General features: G+C 45.3%; 1 protein-coding gene. It reads right to left on the bottom strand.

What is annotated here, in order from left to right; all coding sequences use genetic code 11:
• Window positions 1–781 (bottom strand): AAA family ATPase (locus tag M3175_RS25755; protein WP_251524510.1); only part of this gene is annotated, 781 nt, incomplete at both ends.

Below are 781 nucleotides of genomic sequence, written 5' to 3'. Positions count from 1 at the left end.
CGGTAAAGGTGGTTGAGCCGATACAACGCAGCTCACCTGATGCCAACGCAGGTTTGATTAAATTTGACACATCCATATTGCTGCTCATCGATGAGCCTGCGCCGATAATCATATGGATTTCATCAATAAATAAAATCGCATTGGGCTTAGCTTTTAAGGCATCTAATAGCGCTTTCATCCGTTTTTCAAAATCACCGCGGTATTTTGTACCGGCAATCAGGGCACCAATATCTAAACTATAAACCACACAGCCTGATAATGGTTTCGGTGCTTTGTCATTGACAATTAGCCATGCCAATCCTTCAGCAATCGACGTTTTACCCACCCCTGGGTCACCCACCAGTAGGGGATTATTTTTGCGGCGACGGCATAAAATCTGCGCGGTACGCTCGAACGGATCGGTGCCGCCCGTAGAGGCTTTTTGATTGAGATTAATGGTAAATTCAGTCAATGGGTCTTTATTAGCTTTTTCACCCGTTTCTTCAGTTTCAACACTAGTTAATTTGTCGCGTACTTTTTTGTCTTGGCCATGCGATAGGTACTGGGTTAACTCAAGCCGCGTAACCCCTTGTTTTTTAAGCAAGTATACCGCGTAGGTGTCATGCTCTGAGAACATCGACACTAGCAAATCTGAACCTTCTACCAAACGGCTGCTGGCAACCGATTGCACATGAAAAATCGCACGCTGCAAGAGACGGTCAAAACTGCGCGTTGGTTGTGGCGAGTAATCTTCGTTGATATCGACCGTTGGGGTATGTTCATCAATATACTGGGTCAAATC

This window comes from Robertmurraya korlensis (assembly GCF_023715225.1).
Lineage (GTDB): Bacteria > Bacillota > Bacilli > Bacillales > Cytobacillaceae > Robertmurraya_A.
The sequence above is the reverse complement of the archived record's forward strand: the minus strand, read 5'-3'. Positions and strand labels throughout refer to the sequence as shown.